Annotated in this window: 15 protein-coding genes; 5 read left to right on the forward strand and 10 right to left on the reverse strand. The window is 69.0% G+C overall.

All coding sequences use genetic code 11. The features are described 5' to 3' along the window. Positions 1 to 85 precede the first annotated feature (85 nt). Genes M3M27_RS13635 through M3M27_RS13650 form a run of 4 tightly spaced genes read right to left on the reverse strand, consistent with a single transcriptional unit; the run spans position 86 to position 4,801 of the window. Entirely contained in the window at positions 86 to 1,657 is a 1,572-nt protein-coding gene (locus tag M3M27_RS13635; RefSeq protein WP_140722079.1) for a DHA2 family efflux MFS transporter permease subunit, read from the reverse strand. A gap of 8 nt (positions 1,658 to 1,665) precedes the next feature. Then, positions 1,666 to 2,853 carry a biotin/lipoyl-binding protein gene (locus M3M27_RS13640; protein WP_140722082.1) on the reverse strand — a complete coding sequence of 396 codons (1,188 nt, stop codon included), beginning with the start codon at positions 2,851 to 2,853 and terminating at the stop codon, positions 1,666 to 1,668. Positions 2,854 to 2,864: 11 nt separating this feature from the next. Then, positions 2,865 to 4,355, reverse strand: coding sequence for an efflux transporter outer membrane subunit (locus tag M3M27_RS13645; protein ID WP_434025962.1), 1,491 nt, complete (start codon positions 4,353 to 4,355; stop codon positions 2,865 to 2,867). After that, positions 4,352 to 4,801: a MarR family winged helix-turn-helix transcriptional regulator gene (locus M3M27_RS13650; RefSeq protein ID WP_140722109.1), complete on the reverse strand. Its 450-nt coding sequence runs from the start codon at positions 4,799 to 4,801 to the stop codon at positions 4,352 to 4,354. Before M3M27_RS13650 ends, M3M27_RS13645 begins: the two co-directional genes overlap by 4 nt. Before the next feature lie 137 nt (positions 4,802 to 4,938). Between M3M27_RS13650 and M3M27_RS13655 the strand changes: the two genes are divergently transcribed. From M3M27_RS13655 to M3M27_RS13665, 3 genes are all read left to right on the forward strand, one after another. Continuing rightward, positions 4,939 to 5,802, forward strand: coding sequence for an AraC family transcriptional regulator (locus M3M27_RS13655; RefSeq protein ID WP_140722113.1), 864 nt, complete (start codon positions 4,939 to 4,941; stop codon positions 5,800 to 5,802). 63 nt (positions 5,803 to 5,865) lie between these two features. After that, a complete protein-coding gene (gene parC / locus M3M27_RS13660) occupies positions 5,866 to 8,109 on the forward strand; it encodes a DNA topoisomerase IV subunit A (protein WP_434025963.1) in 2,244 nt (747 codons plus the stop codon). Continuing rightward, positions 8,099 to 8,617: a hypothetical protein gene (locus M3M27_RS13665; protein ID WP_434025964.1), complete on the forward strand. Its 519-nt coding sequence runs from the start codon at positions 8,099 to 8,101 to the stop codon at positions 8,615 to 8,617. Before parC ends, M3M27_RS13665 begins: the two co-directional genes overlap by 11 nt. 6 nt (positions 8,618 to 8,623) lie before the next feature. Here the strand turns inward: M3M27_RS13665 and bfr are convergent, their stop codons facing one another. Further along, the gene (gene bfr, locus M3M27_RS13670) at positions 8,624 to 9,109 is read right to left on the reverse strand and encodes a bacterioferritin (protein WP_434025965.1); all 486 of its coding nucleotides are present in this window, start codon (positions 9,107 to 9,109) and stop codon (positions 8,624 to 8,626) included. 149 nt (positions 9,110 to 9,258) lie between these two features. Here bfr and M3M27_RS13675 point away from each other — a divergent pair, with 149 nt between their 5' ends. Next, entirely contained in the window at positions 9,259 to 11,721 is a 2,463-nt protein-coding gene (locus tag M3M27_RS13675; protein ID WP_434025967.1) for a penicillin acylase family protein, read from the forward strand. A 117-nt stretch (positions 11,722 to 11,838) separates the two neighbouring features. On the opposite strand, the gene M3M27_RS13680 is transcribed toward M3M27_RS13675, so the two are convergent. Beyond that, positions 11,839 to 12,644 (reverse strand): IS5 family transposase gene (locus M3M27_RS13680; protein WP_130531530.1). Its coding sequence is split into 2 segments (ribosomal slippage): positions 11,839 to 12,314 and positions 12,314 to 12,644, totalling 807 coding nucleotides; the frame shifts between segments, so codons are not numbered across the junction. A gap of 257 nt (positions 12,645 to 12,901) precedes the next feature. Between M3M27_RS13680 and M3M27_RS13685 the strand changes: the two genes are divergently transcribed. Beyond that, positions 12,902 to 13,915, forward strand: coding sequence for a right-handed parallel beta-helix repeat-containing protein (locus M3M27_RS13685; protein ID WP_434025968.1), 1,014 nt, complete (start codon positions 12,902 to 12,904; stop codon positions 13,913 to 13,915). A 178-nt stretch (positions 13,916 to 14,093) separates the two neighbouring features. Here M3M27_RS13685 and asnB read toward each other — a convergent pair whose 3' ends face one another. From asnB to dapD, 4 genes are all read right to left on the reverse strand, one after another. Next, a complete protein-coding gene (gene asnB, locus M3M27_RS13690; protein WP_434025969.1) occupies positions 14,094 to 15,788 on the reverse strand; it encodes an asparagine synthase B in 1,695 nt (564 codons plus the stop codon). A gap of 284 nt (positions 15,789 to 16,072) precedes the next feature. Further along, the gene (gene dapE, locus M3M27_RS13695; RefSeq protein ID WP_434025970.1) at positions 16,073 to 17,200 is read right to left on the reverse strand and encodes a succinyl-diaminopimelate desuccinylase; all 1,128 of its coding nucleotides are present in this window, start codon (positions 17,198 to 17,200) and stop codon (positions 16,073 to 16,075) included. 1 nt (position 17,201) lies between these two features. Next, positions 17,202 to 17,558 (reverse strand): arsenate reductase, encoded by a 357-nt coding sequence (locus M3M27_RS13700; protein WP_140722135.1) that lies wholly within the window; start codon positions 17,556 to 17,558, stop codon positions 17,202 to 17,204. 166 nt (positions 17,559 to 17,724) lie between these two features. Further along, the gene (gene dapD / locus M3M27_RS13705) at positions 17,725 to 18,738 is read right to left on the reverse strand and encodes a 2,3,4,5-tetrahydropyridine-2,6-dicarboxylate N-succinyltransferase (RefSeq protein WP_434025971.1); all 1,014 of its coding nucleotides are present in this window, start codon (positions 18,736 to 18,738) and stop codon (positions 17,725 to 17,727) included. Positions 18,739 to 18,746: the final 8 nt, after the last annotated feature.

Genomic DNA, 18,746 nt, shown 5'->3' on the forward strand with positions numbered 1-18,746 from the left:
CCCAGGGCCGGCGTTCTTCGTTCCGGACGATCCGCGTAAAAAAAGCCCCGCCGATGGCGGGGCTTTCGTCATGCGGCGCGCCCGCTCAGTGGCCGCCTGCCGCGGCGGCGCTTCCGGCGCCGGCGCCGAACGGCGGCTTGGCCAGCCACAGGAAGCCGATGATCACCAGGAACGTCCAGCCCAGCAGGTAGAAGATGTCGTTGAAGCCCATCTGCGAGGCCTGGTGGTTGATCATGTTGTTGAGGAACGCCGCGCCGTGCTGCAGGTCGCCCTGCCCCATCGCCGCCACCCGCTCCTGCATGCCCGGGTCGTAGACCGAGATGTGCTCGGTCAGGTGCGCGTGGTGCTCGACCGTCCGCCGCGACCACAGGTAGGTGGTCAGCGATGCGGCGAAGCTGCCGCCCAGCGTGCGCAGGAAGGTCGCCAGGCCCGAGCCCGCCGCGATCTCGCGCCCGTCCAGGTCCGACAGCAGGATCTGCAGCACCGGCATGAAGAACAGCGCCACGCCCACGCCCATGACCAGCTGGATCGTCGCCACGTGCTGGAAGTCGACCTGCAGGTTGAAGTTGGAGCGGTAGAAGCTGGTGAACGACATGAACACGAACGCGATCGAGGCCAGCAGGCGCAGGTCGAAGCGCAGCGCGTACTTGCCGACGAACGGCGTCATGATCACCGGCAGGATGCCGATCGGCGCCGTGGCCAGGCCCGCCCAGATCGCGGTGTAGCCCATGTCGCGCTGCAGCCACTGCGGGATCAGCAGGCTGACGCTGAAGAACGCGGCATAGGCGACGATCAGCGCCATCGTGCCGGCCCGGAAGTTGCGGTGCCGGAACAGGCGCAGGTCGACGATCGGGTCCCTGTCGGTCAGTTCCCAGATCACGAACACCACCAGCGCCACGGCGGCGACGCAGCTCAGCACGACGATCTTGTCCGAGCTGAACCAGTCTTCGTCGTTGCCCAGGTCGAGCACGATCTGCAGCGCACCGACGCCCACCACCAGCAGGATCAGGCCGATGTAGTCCATCTTCGGCCGCTCGGTCGGTTCGGGGCGATTGCGCAACTGCGCGCCGACGATGGAACTGGCGATGATGCCTAGCGGGACGTTGATCAGGAAGATCCATTCCCAGCTGTAGTTGTCGGTGATCCAGCCGCCGAGGATGGGGCCCGCGATCGGCGCCACCACCGTGATCATCGCCAGCAGCGCCAATGCCTGCCCGCGTTTCTCGCGAGGATAGATCGAGACCAGCAGGCTCTGGGTGATCGGGTACATCGGTCCGCACACGAAGCCCTGCAGCGCGCGCGAAACCACCAGCATGCCCATGCTCTGCGCCAGGCCGCACAGCAGCGAAGCGAGGGTGAAGGCCAGCGTGGACCAGACGAACAGCTTGGTTTCGCCGAAGCGGCGGCTGAGCCAGCCGGTCAGCGGCAATGCGATGGCGTTGCTGACCGCGAACGAGGTGATGACCCAGGTCGCCTGCTGCGAGCTGGCGCCGAGGTTGCCGGCGATGGTCGGCAGCGAGACGTTGGCGATGGTCGTGTCCAGCACCTGCATGAACGACGCCATCGCCAGGCCGATCGTGCACAGCGCCACGCTGGCCGGCTTGAAGCCGGCAGCGGGCGCCGGTGCCGCCGGCGCTGCGGGAGCTTGCGAGGACATGGCGTTGCTCAGCCCGCCTGGGCCTGCGACGGCAGGTTGGCCTGGATGATGCGATGGATATCGTCATCGGCCGCCTGCAGTTGCTTGGCGTACACGTCGGTGTCGAACACCGGGCCCTTGGCCGGCTGCGCCGGCAGCACCGGGCCGTCCTGGTCGTGCAGGTTGACCTCGGCCTTCATCGACAGGCCGATCCGCAGCGGGTGCTCGGCCAGCTGCTTGGGATCGATCGTGATGCGCACCGGCACGCGCTGCACGATCTTGATCCAGTTGCCGCTGGCGTTCTGCGCCGGCAGCAGCGAGAACGCACTGCCCGTGCCCAGCCCGAGGCTCTCGACGCGGCCCGTGTAGGTCACGCCGCCGCCGTACAGGTCCGAGCGCAGCTCGACCTCCTGGCCCAGGCGCATGTGCTTGAGCTGGGTCTCCTTGAAGTTGGCCTCGACCCAGGTCTGCTCCAGCGGCACCACCGCCATCAGCACGGTCCCGGGCTGCACGCGCTGGCCGACCTGCACCGAGCGGCGCGCGACGTATCCGGACACCGGCGCGACGATCGCGCTGCGCGCGTGGTTGAGGTAGGCCTGGCGCAGCTGCGCTGCGGCGGCCTGCACGTCCGGCTGGGTGGCCACGACGGTGTCGTCGACCAGCGCGCGGTTGCGCTCCAGGGATTCGCGCGAACCGCTGACCGCGGCCTCGGCGGCCGCCAGCTCGTCGCGGGCGTGCGCCAGCTCCTCGTTGGAGATCGCGCCGCTCGCGGCGAGGTTCTTGCGGCGCTCGAAGTCGGAACGGGCGCGCTGCAGCGTGACCTGGCGCGCGGACAGCTCGGCCTGGGCGCTCTCCACGCTGCGGTACAGGCCGCGCACCTGGCGCACGGTCTTGGCGAGATTGGCCTCGGCCTGCTGCAGGGCGACCTCGGTGTCGGCCGGGTCCAGCTGCACCAGCAGCTGGCCGCGTTCCACGCGCATGCCGTCCTCGGCGCCGATGCTGACCACGGTACCGCCGACCAGCGGCGTGATCTGCACCTGGTTGCCCTGCACGTAGGCGTCGTCGGTTTCCTCGAACCAGCGGCCGTACAGGAAGTACCAGATCGCCACGGCCGCCAGCAGCACGATCACCAGCACCGCGACGATGCGCAGCAACTTGCCGCGACGGCTCGGTGCGGCGTTGTCCGTCGAGGGGGAAGCGGAAGGAGTCTGACTCATGGGAGATGCTCTCAGGAATGCTTGGAATCGGGGGAGGTGGTTTCGGCGGCGGCGTTGCCGGCGGACTCGGGCGCGAACCCGCCGCCGAGCGCGCGGCGCAGGCGCACCGAAGCCAGGATCTGCTGCGACTGCAACGTGGCCATGCGCTGCTGCGCGGTCAGCAACTGCTCCTGCACGCTCAGCACTTCGAGGTAGCTGCCGATGCCGGCGCGGTAGCGCTGCTGCGCCAGGTCGTGGGCGGACGTGGCGGTGGCCAACGCCTGGGCCTGGGCTTGCAATTGCCCGTCCAGCGAGCGCATCGCGTTGACCTGGTCGGCGACCTCGCGCAATGCGCCGATCACCTTCTGGTTGTAGTCGGCCACGGCCAGGTCGTAGGCCGCGTCCTTGCCGGCCAGGTTGGCGCGCAGCCTGCCGCCGTCGAAGATCGGCAGGCTCAGCGCCGGCGCGACCACGCCGAACACCGAGGCGCTCTTGAGCAGGTCGCCGACCTCGTTGTTGACCACGCCGCCCAGCGCCGTCAGGTTGAGGCTCGGGTAGAACTGGGTCTTGGCCGAGGCGATGTCCTTGTTGGCCGCCTCCACGCGCCAGCGCGCGGCGACCACGTCCGGACGGCGGCCCAGCAGGTCGGCCGGCAGCACGCTCGGCAGTTGCAGCGCCAGCGGGGACAGGCGCGGGCGCTCGATCGACAGGCCGCGGTCGGGCCCCTTGCCCACCAGCGCGGCCAGCGCGTTGCGGGCTTCGTCGATCTGCTGCTGCGCGGCCTGCACCTGCTGCTGCGCGGCCGGCACGCGGGCCTCGGCCTGGCGCAGTTGCAGGTCGCTGTCGATGCCGGCGCTGCGGCGCTGGCGGGTCAGTTCGAGCGCCTTCTGCGAGCGTTCCAGCTCGCTGTTGGCGACGTCGAGCATCTGCCAGGCCTGGCCGAACTGGGCATAGGCCTCGGCGATGCCGGCCGACAGTTCGAGCCGGGCCGCCTGCGCATCGACCTGCGCGGCGTGCGCCTGGTCCACCGCGGCTTCCCAGGCGGCGCGCTTGCCGCCCCACAGGTCGAAGCCGTAGCTGAAGTCGAACACGACCTGGCCGCTGCCGGCGTAGCTGCCGCCCAGCTCGCTGCCCACCATCGACTCGGGCAGTTGCAGGCCGGTGTAGCCGCCGGAGACCGAAAGGCTCGGCTTGCGCTCGGCATCGCGCGCGCCGGCCTGGGCCTGGGCCTGGCGCAGGCGCGCTTCGGCCGATGCCAGGCTCGGGCTGCCCTGCAGGCCTTCGGCGACCAGCGCATCGAGCTGCGGGTCGCCCAGCGCCCGCCACCACTCGCTGCTCGGCCAGCCGGCCGGGCTCAGCGCGACGCCGGACAGGGTCTTTTCGGAATGGACGTCGGCCGCGTCCAGCAGGCGGCCTTCCGGCGCCAGCCCGCGGCTGCTGGCGCAGGCGGCCAGGGCCAGGGCCAGCGCGGACACCGCGACCGGCCGCCACATGCGCGTGATCGTTGGGAGGTCTGGGTTCATGGCGAATTGAGTGAATCGCGTACTCGGGTCAGGAGAAGGGTGAGTTGCTCGCGCTCTTCCGGGACCAGGTCGCGCAAGGCGAAATCCACGACCCGGTCGCCGCGGCGCTTGAGCCGTTCGTACAGCGCGCGCCCCTTGTCGGTCATCACGATCTGCAGGGCGCGCCGGTCCTGGGCGTGCGGCTCGCGGCGGACGGCGCCGAGCGCCTCGAGCTTGTCCAGCAGGCGGGTGATCGCGCTCGGCGTCTGCTCGAGGGCCTGCGCCAGTTCGTTGGCGGTGCACGGCGAACTGGATGCCAGCACCTTCAGGCCCATGTAATGGCTGAAGCCGAACTCGGGCAGTTCCTCGCGCATTTCCGCATCCAGGTGGCGCCTGAGGCCGTCGCGGACCTGCCGCAACAGCAACCCGAAGGACGGCGGGTGGAGGGGAGAGGGGGAGCAGATCATAGGGTCGCCATTTTGTTCCGGAGAAAATATTTGTCAACGCAAATATCGAAACTGGAACTAAATGGCGTATTCAGTCGCACTTTGGAGGCGCGTATGTTCGGGCCGAACGGGGCTGGCCTGGTAATACAATTAGGACAATGGATATCGAAATCACGCCAAATCCCGAGTCCGCGATCGATCCCGCGATCCACGTCTGGTTCGAGCGCCTCGACGGCCCGCCGCTGCTGGCGTTCCAGGTCCACAGCGAGCACGGACTGGCCCGCGAGGTGGACTGGCACCACCATGCCCGCGGCCAGCTGATCTGCGTCGAGTCGGGGCTGCTGACCACGCGCACCGAGCGCGGCGACTGGTCGCTGCCGGCCGGCTGCGCCGGCTGGATGCCGCCCGGGGAACGCCACACCGTGGCGGTCTCCGGACCGATCCGGGGCTGGGGCGTACTGGTGACGCCCGAGGCCTGCACCGCCCTGCCCGGCCACCCGTGCGTGCTCGGCATCAGCGACCTGGTGCAGTGCCTGGCGCGGCGCCTGGCCGCGCACGCGCCCGAGGAGATGGGCGAGCCGCGCCTGCAGCGGCTGGCCGCGGTGCTGCTCGACGAGCTCGGCGATGCGCCGCCGCAAGGCCTGCACCTGCCAATGCCGCAGGACCGCCGGCTGCTGCGCATCGTGACGCGCCTGATCGCGGACCCGGCCGACGAGCACGCGCTGGACTACTGGGCGCAATGGGCCGGCCTGTCGCCGCGCAGCCTGAGCCGGCACTTCCGCGCAGAGACCGGCATGAGCTTCGGCCAGTGGCGCCAGCAGGCGCGGCTGGCCGAATCGCTGCGGCTGCTGCACGCGGGCCAGCCGGTCGGCGCCATCGCCCACCAGCTCGGCTACAGCAGCGCCAGCGCCTTCGTCACCGTGTTCGCCCGCCACTACGGCGCCCCGCCCGGCCGCTATCTGCAACGGTCGGGCCGGCACCGTCCGCCGCCGCGCTTGGCTTCCCCGGCCGCATCCGGATAATCGGGCCCCTTCGAGCGTCGCGGCCGCGCCGCGCGCCCACCCTGAGCAGGTATCACCCACGCAATGACCGATCTCACCCGTCCCACCTTCCACGGCTTCGAACAACTGCCGCTGCGCGAGTACGCCGAACGCGCCTACCTCGACTACTCCATGTACGTGGTGCTGGACCGCGCCCTGCCGTTCGTCGGCGACGGGCTCAAGCCGGTCCAGCGCCGCATCGTCTACGCGATGAGCGAGCTGGGCCTGAACGCCGCCGCCAAGCCGAAGAAGTCGGCGCGCACCGTCGGCGACGTGATCGGCAAATACCATCCGCACGGCGACAGCGCCTGCTACGAGGCGCTGGTGCTGATGGCGCAGCCGTTCTCGTACCGGTATCCGCTGATCGAGGGCCAGGGCAACTTCGGTTCGCCGGACGATCCCAAGTCGTTCGCGGCGATGCGCTACACCGAATCCAAGCTCACCCCGATCGCCGAGGTCCTGCTGGGCGAACTCGGCCAGGGCACGGTGGACTGGGCGCCGAACTTCGACGGCACGCTGGAGGAGCCGACCTGGTTGCCGGCGCGGCTGCCGCACCTGCTGCTCAACGGCACCACCGGCATCGCGGTCGGCATGGCCACCGACGTGCCGCCGCACAACCTCAACGAGATCGTCAGCGCGCTGATCCGCCTGCTCGACGACCCGGACTGCAGCGTCGCCGACCTGTGCGAGCACGTGCGCGGGCCCGACTACCCGACCACCGCCGAGATCATCACCCCGGCCGCCGACCTGCGCGCGATCTACGAGAGCGGCAACGGCAGCGTGCGCGCCCGCGCCACCTTCGCCAAGGAAAACGGCAACATCGTCGTCACCGCGCTGCCCTACCAGGTCTCGCCGTCGAAGGTGATCGAGCAGATCGCCGCGCAGATGCGCGCCAAGAAGCTGCCGTGGCTGGAGGACATCCGCGACGAGTCCGACCACGAGAACCCGGTCCGCGTCGTGCTGGTGCCGCGCTCGAACCGGGTCGATGCCGAGCAGCTGATGGGCCACCTGTTCGCGACCACCGACCTGGAGAAGAGCTACCGGGTCAACCTCAACGTGATCGGCCTGGACGGCCGCCCGCAGGTCAAGAACCTCAAGCAACTGCTCAACGAGTGGCTGAGCTTCCGCAGCGATACCGTCACCCGCCGCCTCAACCACCGCCTGCAGAAGGTCGAGCGCCGCCTGCACCTGCTGGAAGGCCTGCTGGTCGCGTTCCTCAACCTCGACGAGGTGATCCGCATCATCCGCACCGAGGACGAACCCAAGCCCGTGCTGATGGCGCGCTTCGGCCTGTCGGAGGAGCAGACCGAGTACATCCTCGAGACCCGCCTGCGCCAGCTGGCGCGGCTGGAGGAAATGAAGATCCGCGGCGAGCAGGAAGCGCTGGAGAAGGAGCGCGAGCAGATCGTCGCCATCCTCGGCAGCAAGGCCAAGCTGAAGAAGCTGATCAAGGACGAGCTGACCGCCGACGCCAAGAAGTTCGGCGACGCGCGCATGTCGCCGCTGGTGCAGCGCGAGGCCGCGCAGGCGATCGACGAGACCGAGCTGGTGCCGAGCGAGCCGATGACCGTGGTGCTCTCGCAGAAGGGCTGGGTCCGCGCGGCCAAGGGCCACGACGTGGACGCCGCCGGGCTGTCCTATCGCGAGGGCGACGCGCTGCTGGCGGCGGTGCGCAGCCGCAGCACCCAGCAGGTCGCCTTCCTCGACTCGGAGGGCCGCGCCTATTCCACCGCCGTGCATACCCTGCCCTCCGCGCGCGGCAACGGCGAACCGCTGACCGGGCGTTTCTCGCCCGCCTCCGGCGCTTCGTTCCTGGCCCTGGCCAGCGGCGACAACGACACCCGGTTCGTGCTCGCCTCCTCGCACGGCTATGGCTTCGTGACCCGCTTCGAGAACCTGACCGGCCGCAACAAGGCCGGCAAGGCCATGCTCAACCTGAGCGCCGGCGCCGGCGTGCTGCAGCCCGCCCTGCTGGCGAACCCGGCCACCGACCGCATCGTGGCGGTGACCAGCGCCGGCAACCTGCTGGCGATCCCGGCCACCGAGCTGCCCGAACTCGACAAGGGCAAGGGCAACAAGCTCATCGAGATCCCCAAGGCCAAGCTCGCCACCGAGCGCGTGGTCGCGGTGGCCGCGGTGGCGCCGGGCAACACCCTGCTGGTGCGCAGCGGCCAGCGCACGATGAACCTCTCGTTCAAGGACCTGGACGCCTACCTGGGCACCCGCGCCACGCGCGGCCACCTGCTGCCGCGGGGCTGGCAGAAGGTGGATGGGCTGAATGTCGAATAGCACCGCCGTTTTCTGGTGGTTGCGCGGCGCACTGGCGATAATCGTCGGCAGTGCGGCCGCATGGTTGACCAACAAGGGCCTGTTACACCTACTTGATCGTTTGGACGTGCCGATGACGATCCATTACGCGACGCCTCAGAAGCGCTTGACGTCGATCGGAGACTTTCCCGCTCTGACCACAGTCACCAACGACACGCTCCCGGCTGGATTGGCCGCAGGTTGGTTCAGTCTGGCCCTAGGCTGGTATGTCGCCATCTCCATTCTTCGCCTGCTTCCAGGGGGCCTGCTGGGCCGCCGCGCCCGCTGGATGCTGACTGGAAATGCGTTCTACGCCCTGCTGATCGGTCTGCTCCTGCAATGCGAATTGCTGCTGCTGGCACACCTGCGCCTGTGGAGTTGGCTCGCGGGGGTGGTATTACTGATCACATTCTTCTCAGCTACCGCAGCCTTCATGGAAGGCTGGAGCCGCCTAATGCGTTGGCGCCAGGTACCTAGCGCCGATGATTGATGGAGCCTAGCCGGCTATCCCGCTCACGCCCAGCTTGGACACCTGGTACAGCTCCAGGCCGATGCGCTTGATCAGGCCGAGCTGCTGTTCCAGCCACCAGGCGTGATCTTCCTCGGTGTCCTGCAGCTGCTTGAGCAGGATGTCGCGGCTGACGTAGTCGCCATGCTCCTCGCACAGCTTCATGCCGGCGGCGAGGTTGGCGCGCACTTCGTACTCGACCTGCAGGTCCTTCTCCAGCATCTCGACCACGGTCTTGCCCGGCTCGAACGGCAACGGGCGCATGTCCGGGTCGCCTTCCAGGAACAGGATGCGCCGCAGCAGTGCGTCGGCATGCTCGGTTTCCTCCTCCATCTCGTGGTTGATGCGCTGGTACAGCGCCATCAGGCCCTGGTCCTCGTAACGGCGCGAATGGATGAAGTACTGGTCGCGGGCGGCAAGCTCGCCGCGCAGCAGCTGCTTGAGGTACTCGACGACGTCGGGATGGCCTTTCATGGGGGGATCTCCGTGGGATCGACCGGGCGCATGGTGCCTCATCCGGCGCGGCGATGATCTAATCGGAATCAGTTTCAGTTGCGTAACCAATGTCGCCCGGCTGCCATGCCGACCGGCTACCATCGGGCGACCACCCGGGGGACCATGGCATGCGCAAACTGCTGGGCCGGCTGCTGCTGGCGATCGTCGTGCTGGTGCTGGCCATCGCCTTGGCCGCCTACCTGATGCTGCGCGGCAGCCTGCCGTTCCTGCAGGGCGACCAGGCCCTGCCCGGCCTGGCCGCGCCCGTGAAGATCGAGCGCGACGCGCTCGGCATGGTCACCATCGACGCCGCCAGCGAGGCAGACGCGATGCGCGCGCTCGGCTACGTGCACGCGCAGGAACGCTTCTTCGAGATGGACCTGATGCGGCGCTCGTCCGCCGGCGAACTGGCCGAACTGTTCGGGCCGGCGGCGCTGGACATCGACAAGCAGATGCGCGTGCACCGCCTGCGCGCCCGCGTGCAGGCGCACCTGCCGCGATCGCTGGGCGGGCAGGGCCCGGTGCTGGAGGCCTACCGCGACGGCGTCAACGCAGGCCTGGGCGCGCTGCGCGTGCGGCCCTGGGCCTACCTGCTGGTGCGCCAGCGGCCGCGTGCCTGGACCCTGGACGATTCGATACTGGTCGGCCTGGCGATGTACGCCGACCTGCAAGACCCGCGCAACCAGCGCGAGCTGGCGCTGGCGCGGATCCGTGGCGTGGTGCCGCCGGCGCTGTACGCGCTGCTCGCCCACGACGGCTCCGAGTGGGACGCGCCGCTGTCCGGGGAGCCTCATGGCAACGCGCGGCTGCCGGATGCGGCGGCGCTTGATCTGCGCAAGCTGGCAAGTGACGCGGGCAGTGCCGGCACGTCTGCGGCATTCACTCCACCGTCCGCTCCGCGGACGGTCCCCCTCTCTCCCGCCGGGCGGGAGGGAGGCGTCGGTTGGCCGCCTGCGGCAGCCGATTCCTTCTTGGGCAGCAACAACTTCGCGGTGGACGGCACCCTGACCGCGGACGGCCGCGCCATCGTCGCCGACGACATGCACCTGTCGCTGCGCGCGCCCAACATCTGGTTCCGCGCGCGGCTGCGCTACCCGGATCCGAAGGCGCCGGGCGGCAAGGTCGATGTCGCCGGCTTCACCCTGCCCGGCATCCCGGCGGTGATCGTCGGCAGCAACGGCCACGTCGCCTGGGGCTTCACCAACAGCTACATCGATACCGCCGACTTCGCGAAGCTCCCGGCCGGTGCGGGTCCCGATGTGCTGACCACGCACGAGGAGACGATCCGCATCGCCGGCGCGGAACCCGCCACCTTGCAGGTGCGCGAGAGTACCTGGGGACCGATCGTCGGCACCGATCCCGACGGCAGCCTGCTCGCGTTGCGCTGGACCGCCCAGTTGCCGGGCGCGGTCAGGCTCGACTTCATCGACATGGCGCGCGCCGGCAACCTCGACCAGGCATTCACCGTTGCCGACCGCGCCGGCATTCCCACGCAGAACCTGATGATCGCCGACAGCACCGGCCGCATCGGCTGGCGGCTGATCGGTGCGCGCCCGGATCGTGGTCCCGGCTGCGTGCCGGATGCGTTCGGTCCCGCGCTCGTCCCCGACGTGAAGCCGGCCGCCGGCGCGATCATCGACGCGCCGTGCGCGCCATGGTCGTTGATCAGCGATCGCGCGCCGTCCCTGGTCGATCCTCCCTCGCATCGCCTGTGGACCGCCAACAACCGGCTGGTGGATGGCGAGCTGCTCGCCCGGCTCGGCAACGCCGGTTACGACCTGGGCGCACGCGCACGGCAGATCCGCGACGACCTGTTCGCCAAGCCCCACTTCACCGAGAAGGACCTGCTGGCGATCCAGCTCGACGACCGCGCGCTCCTGCTGGAACGCTGGTGGAAACTGCTGCGGCAGGTGGTCGAGCACAGCGACGACCCCGCCCTGCAGCGGCTGGAAGCGGCCACCCGCCACTGGGACGGCAGGGCATCGGTGGAGTCGGCCAGCTACCGCATCGTGCGCGGCTTCCGTGGCACGACGCTGGACATGCTCGAGGCCGGGCTGCTCGCCCCGGCCAAGGCCAGGCTCGGCGAGGCCTACGTGCCGCCGCGGCTGGCGCAGTTCGAAGGCGTGGCATGGCCGTTGCTGGAAAAGCGCCCGGCGAACCTGCTGCCTCCGCCGCATGCGAGCTGGGACGCCTTGCTCGCCGATGCCGCGCGCACGCTGGAAAAGGACCTTGCCGAACAGGGCCCCGCGCTGTCGAGGCGCACCTGGGGCGAACGCAACACGGCCGCGATCTGCCACCCGGTCTCGCGCGCTCTGCCCGCCTTCGCCAAGCCGCTGCTGTGCATGCCGGCCGACCAACTGCCGGGCGACCGCGACATGCCGCGCGTGCAAGGGCCGGCGTTCGGCGCGTCCGAGCGGATGGTGGTCTCGCCCGGGCACGAGGCCGACGGCATCGTGCACATGCCCGGCGGCCAGAGCGGACATCCGCTGTCGCCGTTCTGGGGCGCGGGTCACGAGGACTGGGTGCACGGACGCGCCACGCCGTTCCTGCCGGGACCGGCCCGCTACACGCTGACGCTGCGTCCGCAATGAACCTGTCGCCGGTCGCGTGAAACCGGCCTGCACGCACCGCAATCACAGGTGAACGCGCGCCACTCGGATGACGGCGTGCGTGGGAACCTCCCTCGGGAATGGCGACACTAAGAGCGGCTAACAAAACCCGGGAAGATGGCGAAGACAGATGACCGAGCAGGCGAGAGACAGCAGGGCCAGATGGATATCGATCCGGCGTTCGAAACGGATGCGCAGCTTGCCCATGCCCGCGAACCAAGCATGAGTGCGCTCGACTACCCAACGATAGCGTCCCAGCCTATCGTTGCGTTCTATCCCCTTGCGGGCGATACGCGGGGTGATACCTCGCTGGTTGAGGTGATCGCGGCAGCGGTCGATGTCGTAGGCCTTGTCGGCGTGCAGCTTGCCCGGCCAGCGTTGCGGACGCCCCGGCTTGCCAGCGATCGGGGGCAGTGCATCAACCAACTCCTCGAATACCACCGAGTCGTGCCGGTGGGCTCCGGTGACACAGAACGCCAAGGGAATGCCGTTGCAGTCGGTGATCAGGTGCCGCTTGCTACCGAGCTTACCGCGATCGGTCGGGTTCGGCCCGGTGTAGGCGCCCCCCGGGGGGCGGCCACACTGGCCGCGTCCAGGCTGGCTCGACTCAGGTCCAGCTTGTCGGCCCGGCGCAGTTCGGCCAACAGGACCTGATGCAGACGATGCCAGACCCCGGCGGCTTGCCAGTCGCGCAACCGCCGCCAGCAGGTCATGCCGCTGCCGTAGCCCAGTTCCTGGGGCAACTCCTCCCACGGGATGCCGGTGCGCAGGACATAGACGATACCGTTGAGGGCTTGTTGGTCGCTCACGCGCGGTCGCCCTCCCTTGGGCGAGGGCTTCACGGGCGGGATCAAAGGTTCGATGCGCTTCCACAGCGCGGCGGGAATCTCTTTGCGACGTGCCATGCAGGCGATTTTGTCATCACCGCTCAGGTGTACAAGGCGGTTTTGTTAGCCGCTCTTAGCCAGACATTGAGCAAAGCCCCCACTCCTCGTCATTCCCGCGAAGGCGGGAATCCATGGACGTAGAGCCATTACCAGCAACGTCCTTGGATCCCCGCTTGATCAGCCATGCGGCTGCTGAAAAGCATTTCGCGGGAGTGACGTCCCTGATGCAGGCCCTCCTTGAGCACCATGCGCAGCCCCCTCACAACAATCGCTCCATGATGCGAACCCTCCTGCTTCCCTGCCTGCTGTTGGCCGCAACCGCTGCGCAGGCATCGCCCTCCACCCCGGAGGGATGCACCGCCCGCGCCGCGCCCGGCGGCGACCTGCAGCAGGCCATCGATCGCCTGCCCGCCGATCGCCCGGCCACGCTGTGCCTGGTGAAGGGCGAGTACCCGCTCGAGGGATTGCTGGCGATCCGCCGCAACGACTTCACCCTGCGCGGCGCCGGCCACGACACCGTGCTGCGCATGGCCGACGATGTGCAGCAACCCTTGCTGGTGATCGGCGACCACCTGCACGCGGTGCCCGCCATGCGCATCCGCAACGTCGTCGTCGCCGACCTGCAACTCATCGGCGGCCGCGCCGAGCACGAGTTCATGCCCGAGCACCCGTACCTGAGCAACAGCGCGGTGGTGATCCGCGCCGGCGACCAAATCCGCCTGTCGGGCCTGAAGGCCAGCCATTGCCGCAGCGCCTGCCTGCTCAGCGAGCGCGACAGCCGCGACCTGCGCTTCGAGCGCAACGACGTCTCCGGCGCGCAATGGGACGGCGTATCGTTCAATCGCACCGCGCGCGTGCGCCTGGTCGACAACCATATCCACGACAACGTGGCCGCCGGCATCACCACCGAGCACCTGGAGGACAGCGAGATCCGCGGCAACCGGCTCGAACGCAATGGCAGCCAGGGCATCTACCTCGCCGACGCGCGCCGCAACCGGTTCGTGGACAACCAGTTCCTCGACAACAAGTCCGCCGGCGTGTTCCTGACCTGCTCGATCCGCTACCGCACGCCGGAGATTCTGTGCTGGGACGGCAGCATGAGCCAGGACAACCTGTTCGAGCGCAATGTCTTCAAGGGCAGCCCCTACACCTACACCATCGGCGTGGACCGCGCGGCCAACTGCAAGGGCGGCGATTTCAAGCCGAACCTGTGGCGCGCCAACCAGGCCGACGCATCCGGGTTCAATCCGCCGGTGGAGGTCTACGGCGAATGCGTGCGGAGCCAGTAGAACGTCGCTCGATTGCACACGCATGGATGTGGGAGGGACTTCAGTCCCGACAAGCTTCACCGGTGAAGTCCGTCGGCACTGAAGTCCCTCCCACAAAAACCACTCGATCCGACAACGGATCTTCTCGGGACAATGGCTGCCGCGAACCTACTCCCCGGCAGCCTTCCGCCGTGTCATCTCACGACGCCAGCGCCTGCTCGTGCACGCCCGCCACCGCGCGGCCGGACGGATCGGCCATCCTGGCGAAGCTCGCATCCCAGGCGATCGCCGCCGGCGACGAGCAGGCGATCGACTTGCCGCCCGGCACCGTCTCGGCCGCGGCCGGGCTCGGGTAGAACTGTTCGAACAGGCTGCGGTAGTAGTACGCCTCCTTGGTTTGCGGCGGGTTCACCGGGAAGCGCTTGTCGGCCGCGGCCAGCACGCGGTCGGAGACGTGCGCCTCGGCGTACGCCTTGAGCCCGTCGATCCAGCCGTAGCCCACGCCGTCGCTGAACTGCTCCTTCTGCCGCCACAGGATCGATTCGGGCAGGTACCCGTCGAACGCCTCGCGCAGCACGCCCTTCTCCATCCGCTGCGGGCCCTCGCTGGCCTTGTCGATCATCTTGTACTTCGCGTCCATCCGCATCGCCACGTCGAGGAACTCGCGGTCCAGGAACGGCACGCGCGGCTCCACGCCCCAGGCCATCATCGACTTGTTGGCGCGCAGGCAGTCGTAGTTGTTGAGCGCGTCGAGCTTGCGCACCAGCTCCTCGTGGAACTCGCGCGCGTTCGGCGCCTTGTGGAAGTACAGGTAGCCGCCGAAGATCTCGTCGCTGCCCTCGCCCGACAGCACCATCTTCACGCCCATCGCCTTGATCCGCCGCGCCAGCAGGAACATCGGCGTGGACGCGCGGATGGTGGTGACGTCGTAGGTCTCGATATGCCGGATCACCTCCGGCAACGCATCCAGCCCTTCCTCGAAGGTGTACTCGAAGCCGTGGTGCACGGTGCCCAGCGCCTCGGCCGCGACCTTGGCCGCGGCCAGGTCGGGCGAGCCCTCCAGGCCGATCGCGAACGAATGCAGGCGCGGCCACCAGGCCTCGGTCCTGTCGTTGTCCTCGATGCGATGGCGCGCGTAGCGCGCGGCCACCGCGGCGACCAGCGAGGAATCCAGCCCGCCCGACAGCAATACGCCGTAGGGCACGTCGGTCATCAGCTGGCGATGCACCGCCGCCTCGAACGCCTCGCGCAGTTCCCGAGGCGAGACCTGCACGCCCTCGACCGCCGCGTAGTCGCGCCACGGCCGCTCGTAGTACCGGGTCAGCTCGCCGGTGGCGGTGTCGTACCAGTGCCCAGGCGGGAACTGCGCCACGTCGGCGCAGGTATCGGCCAGCGACTTCATCTCCGACGCCACGCGCAACCGGCCTTCCTTGTCGTGCCCCCAGTACAGCGGCACCACGCCGATCGGATCGCGCGCGATGATCGCGCGTCCCTTGGCCTTGTCCCACAGCGCGAAGGCGAAGATGCCGTTGAGGCGGTTGAGGTACGACGCCGGTTCGTCCTCGCGATAGAGCGCGTTGATGACCTCGCAATCCGAACCGGTCTGGAAGGCGTAGGGCTGCGCCAACTCGCCCTTCAGCGCCAGGTGGTTGTAGATCTCGCCGTTCACCGCCAGCGCCAGTTCGCCGTCCTCCGACAGCAGCGGCTGCGAACCGCCCGCGGGATCGACGATCGCCAGCCGCTCGTGCACCAGGATGGCGCCGTCGTCGATGTACACGCCGCTCCAGTCGGGGCCGCGATGGCGCTGCCGCTGCGAACACTCCAACGCCTGGCGGCGCAGGGCCTGCCGGTCGTCGCCGGGTTGCAGGCCGAAGATGCCGAAGATGGAACACATGGGATGACTCTCCTGGATTGTGGGGATTGCACGTGTCTGGAAACTTCGCCCTGCCGCCCCGATCGCCGGCGGCGCGGAAACCCAGGCAACAAAAAACCCGCATCGGCCGATGCGGGTTTTCTGGTCACTGGGCGCTTGTTTGCTGCTTTCGCCTAGTCGCAGACCCGCATCGGCCGCGCACGATTATTCGCCGCATTGTTGGTGCGGTTCGAAACGTTCGCGGTGGCGAGGACGGAAAGCGACATGGCGGCGACGTTAACCCGGCCCGTGCGGCGGCGCAACTGTTACGCGAGCAACCGTTCGACCAGGCGGCGGTACAGCGCCGGCAAGGCCTCCAGGTCGGCGACGCGCACGTGCTCGTCGACCTGGTGGATGCTGGCGTTGATCGGCCCGATCTCGATGCACTGCGCGCCGAGCGGCGCGATGAAGCGCGCGTCCGAGGTGCCGCCGCCGGTACTTTCCTCGGGCGGCGCGCCGGCGAATTCGCCCAGCACCTCGCGCGCGACGCTGCGCAGCGTGCCTTCTGGCGTGTAGAACGGCTCGCCGCTGCGATGCCACTTCAGCGCGTAGTCCAGCCCGTGCCGGTCCAGCAGCGCGGCGATCTCCGCTTCCAGCCGCGGCGCGTCCCAGTGCGGGTTGTAGCGCAGGTTGAACAGCACCTGCAGTTCGCCGGGGATGACGTTGTTGGCGCCGGTCCCGGCGTGGATGTTGCTGACCTGCAGGCTGGTCGGCGGAAAGCTCTCGTAGCCATCGTCCCAATGCCGCGCGGCCAGCTCGGCGATGGCCGGCGCCGCCAGGTGGATCGGGTTGCGCGCCTTGTGCGGATAGGCCACGTGCCCCTGCACGCCCTTCACCGTCAACGTGCCGGACAGGCTACCGCGGCGCCCGACCCGCAAGAGGTCGCCCAGCCGCCCGGTCGAGGACGGCTCGCCGGTGATGCACCAGTCGATGCGCTCGCCACGCTCGCGGAACAGCGCCGCCACCTTGCGCACGCCGTCGATCGCGTCGCCCTCCTCGTCCGAGGTCAGCAGCACCGCCAACGTGCCGGGATGGTCCGGATGCGCGGCGACGAACTGCTCCGCGGCGACCACGAACGCGGCCACGCTGCCCTTCATGTCGGCCGCGCCGCGCCCGTACAGCACGCCGTCGCGCACCTCGGGCACGAACGGGTCGCTGGCCCAGGCCTCGGCCGGCCCCGGCGGCACCACGTCGGTATGGCCGAGCAGCACCAGCACCGGCGCCCCGCTGCCGTGCGTGGCCCAGAGGTTGTCGACCGCGCCGAAGCGCAGGTGCTCGCAGGCGAATCCGGCCTTCGCGAGGCGCCCGGCGATCAATGCCTGGCAACCGGCATCCTCCGGCGTCACCGAGGGCCGGGCGATCAGTTCGCGGGCCAGGTCGAGGACGTCGCTCATCTCAGCCGGCACCGAACAGCTTCTTGAAGCCGTTGTCGGAGAATCCCTGGCTGAAACCGCCGTCGTCCTTCACCACCACCGGCCGGCGGATCAGCTGCGGGTGCTCGCGCAGCAGCAGCTTCCACTCGGCCTCGCTGCCGGGCTGCTTGCGGTTGTCCGGCAACTGGCGCCAGGTCGTCGAGGACTTGTTGACCAGCGCATCGAAACCGCCGGCCTTGCCCGCCCATTCCAGCAGCGTCTCGGGGCTGGGCTTGTGCTCGCGGTAGTCGACGAACGTGTAGGCGACGCCGAAGCGGTCCAGCCACTTGGTCGCCTTCTTGCAGGTGTCGCAGTTCTTCAGGCCGTAGATCGTGGTCATGCCAAATTCCAGATGCTTGCAATCCAATAGCCCTCTCCCGGCGAGGCAGGGGCGGTGCGAGGGTACGGGGAAGCCCCCTCGCGAATGGCCGGGCGCACGAGGCCGCGCCCGTACCCCTCGCCCGACCCTCCGGGGCGCCTTCTCCGGAGGGGAGAAGGAAGAGAAATCAGTCCGCCAACCCGCGCAGCAGGTCGTTCACGCTGGTCTTGCTGCGCGTCTTCGCATCGACCTGCTTGACGATCACCGCGCAGTACAGCGAGTGCGTGCCGTCCTTGGACGGCAGCTGCCCGGACACCACCACGCTGTACGGCGGCACGTAGCCATAGCTGATCTCGCCGGTCGCGCGGTTGTAGATGCGGGTGCTCTGCCCGATGAACACGCCCATGCCGATCACGCTGTGGTGGCCGACCACGACGCCTTCCACCACTTCCGAGCGCGCGCCGATGAAGCAATGGTCCTCGATGATCGTCGGGCTGGCCTGCAGCGGCTCCAGCACGCCGCCGATGCCGGCGCCCCCGGACAGGTGGCAGTGCTTGCCGACCTGCGCGCAGGAACCGACCGTGGCCCAGGTGTCCACCATCGTGCCCTCGCCCACGTGGGCGCCGATGTTGGTGAAGCTCGGCATCAGCACCACGTCCTTGCCGAAGTAGCTGCCGCGGCGCGCCACCGCGCCCGGCACCACGCGCACGCCGGCGGCGCGGAACCTGGCCTCGTCGTAGCCGGCGAAGCGCGCCTCGACCTTGTCCCAGAACGGCGCGGGGCGGGCGTCCACCACCGCCATGTCGTTGACCCGGAAGTACAGCAGCACCGCCTTCTTCAGCCACTCGTTGACCTTCCAGCCGCCGTGGCCGTCCGGCTCGGCGACGCGGAACTCGCCGCTCTCCAGGCCGTCGATGACGCGGTTCACCATCGTCTTGGTGGAGCCTTCGATCTCGTCGATGGTCAACATCGCGCGGCGCTCGAACGCGCTCTCGATGCCGAACTTCAGCTCGGCCACGCCCGGCGCCGGCGGCTTGCGCAGGCTGCGGCGCGCCGCGTGCTCGGCCTGCGCCTCCGCAGCCGCCTCGGTCTTCGGTGCGGCCTTCGCGGCCTTCTTCGCGGCGACCGTCTTCTTGGCGACGGCCTTCTTGGCGACGGCCTTCTTGGTGGCGGGCTTCTTGGACGCGGGCTTGGTAGCCATCAGGGGAT

This window comes from Xanthomonas boreopolis (genome assembly GCF_046529185.1).
In the GTDB taxonomy this organism is placed as follows: Bacteria; Pseudomonadota; Gammaproteobacteria; order Xanthomonadales; family Xanthomonadaceae; genus Pseudomonas_S; species Pseudomonas_S boreopolis.